The organism is Paenibacillus sp. N119s (assembly GCF_059447605.1).
In genome coordinates, this window is the sequence record NZ_JCAJRU010000414.1 from 1 (window position 1) to 2020 (window position 2020).

Here is a 2020-nt window from a genome sequence, read left to right on the forward strand (position 1 = left end):
TTTTGAATACCTGGCTAAAATATTGCGCGTTCCCGCCGAAGCCGAACCATTCCGCCAGCTCAAACACCTTTACGTCTCCCGTCTCCCGAATATGCTCAGCCGCGCGTTCGATCCGGTAACGATTGACATAATGCGAAAAGTTTTCACCCGTCACTTTTTTAAAAATTTTCCCTAAGTAGTCGGAATTCATATAGAGCATTTGCCCCGCCACTCCGTTCAGTGAGAGATCGGATTTTCTATAGTTTTGTTCAATAATCGTGATCATTTTATCGACCGTGGAAGATTGGCGGTATACATTGTTTTTATAATAAATTGCAGTCATTCGTTCGGCAGCTTCCTGTACAAAAGATTTGAGACATGCCAGCGTTTTCTGCTCCGCCAGCACGACCATTCGGCTCGTAAACGCCGCACGCTCTTCTTCAGGACATATACGGATCATGGCCGCATAGAGCTGTAGCACATAGGAACGGGTTACGGAGATTTCCAGCTTCATACGGGACAGGATGCCGAACAGCCGATCCACTTCCTGTACAACTTCCTCCCTATTTCCAGCCTTGATCAGCAGACCGAACTTCTCCTCGTCCAGCTCCAAGTCTGCCGTCTCCCGGGTATCCTCAGCCGCCAAATCGTCCTTCGTAATGAGACTGCCCTCCCCGGTGTAAAAGCGGTGATTCATACAATGCAATGTCTCCCGGTACATTCCCCGCGAATGCTGCATGCTATCCGACTCGCTAACTGCAACAGTTACCTCAAGCTTATAAAAACGGTGAAATGTCCTACGTACCGCTTCAATCTGTTTCATAAATCGGGACGTGTCATCTTCATTCTCCAGCACAATCAGCAGCTGCCCTTGCATGGTCGTACTGAGCAAGACATGGTCGATTAAATCCCCTGCTATATTTTGCAACGCAAACAAATGCTCCGGCTCGTGTGACTCCTCCACCCGCAGCAGCAGCATTCGAACCTGCTTATCTTGCAACTCCAGGCCGAACAAACGCTCATAAAATGCGATATCACGGCTGCCGTAAGTTTTATAGGAAATAAACTCCTTCAAAAAATGCTCCTTCACATGTGGCAGCATACGCTGAAAATCAAGCTTCATCCGATTCACAAACTGCTTGCGTTCTTCCTGTTCCTCCCGCTCCTGTCCCAGTTCGGTCAGAGCCTCATGAATTTGCCGCTCATTGCAGGGCTTCAACAAGTAGTGCTTCACCCCGTATTGCATGGCCCGACAGGCATAGTCAAAATCTTTGTAGCCAGACAACAGAATAAAACGAACGTCTGGAAAATGCTCCGTCGTTTTGGCAACGAGTCCGATACCGTCCAGTCCAGGCATAGAAATATCGCTGATCACAAAATCAGGCGGGCTGGCCTGGATTTGATCATAGGCCTCAATCCCATTACGTGCCGTACCTACCAGCCTTGTTCCTGCCTTGCCCCAATCGACCACCTGTGATATGCCTTCCAAAATCATACGCTCATCATCAACCAGTAGCACCTTGTACACGACCCTGATCCCCTTTCACATATGGAATACAGACATGAATTGACGTTCCTGTTCCTGACTCGCTATGCAGCTCGATCCCCCAGTGTGTACCAAATGTCAGGTTAATCCGTTCTTGAATATTCGCAAGTCCAATGCCACGCCCACGGGTGGTGATCTGTCCGCTTCGCAGCTTTTCCAAGAAATCCGGGGTCATTCCAGGACCGTCGTCTTCAACTCGCAGGAACAGTGCCCCCTCGCTTTCTCTCACGACTATAGTGATCCGACACGGTTCAATACGTGGCTCCAGGGCATAATGGATCGCATTCTCCACCAAAGGCTGAAGCGTTAGCTTCGGGACTTGCGCGTCCATCAGCTCTTCCGGGACATCCAGGTGGAAATCAAGCCGCTCGTCAAAACGTGTTTTTTGGATCGTTACGTAGCTTCTTACGATATCCAGTTCTTTTTGAAGCGGAATCAACTGCTCCTCAAAGCTGACTGTGCTGCGTAATAGAAAAGCAAGTGCTTCCACCATCT

General features: G+C 49.1%; 2 protein-coding genes. Both read right to left on the reverse strand.

Annotated features, from left to right (window positions below; translation table 11 throughout):
• Positions 1-1507: response regulator transcription factor (locus AC5V8P_RS25295; RefSeq protein WP_495474026.1), on the reverse strand; the 1507-nt coding region annotated here is incomplete at its 3' end.
• Positions 1485-2020, reverse strand: a 536-nt coding sequence (locus AC5V8P_RS25300) for a sensor histidine kinase (protein ID WP_495474027.1), incomplete at its 5' end; no start/stop codon positions are given. The genes AC5V8P_RS25300 and AC5V8P_RS25295, both read right to left, overlap by 23 nt.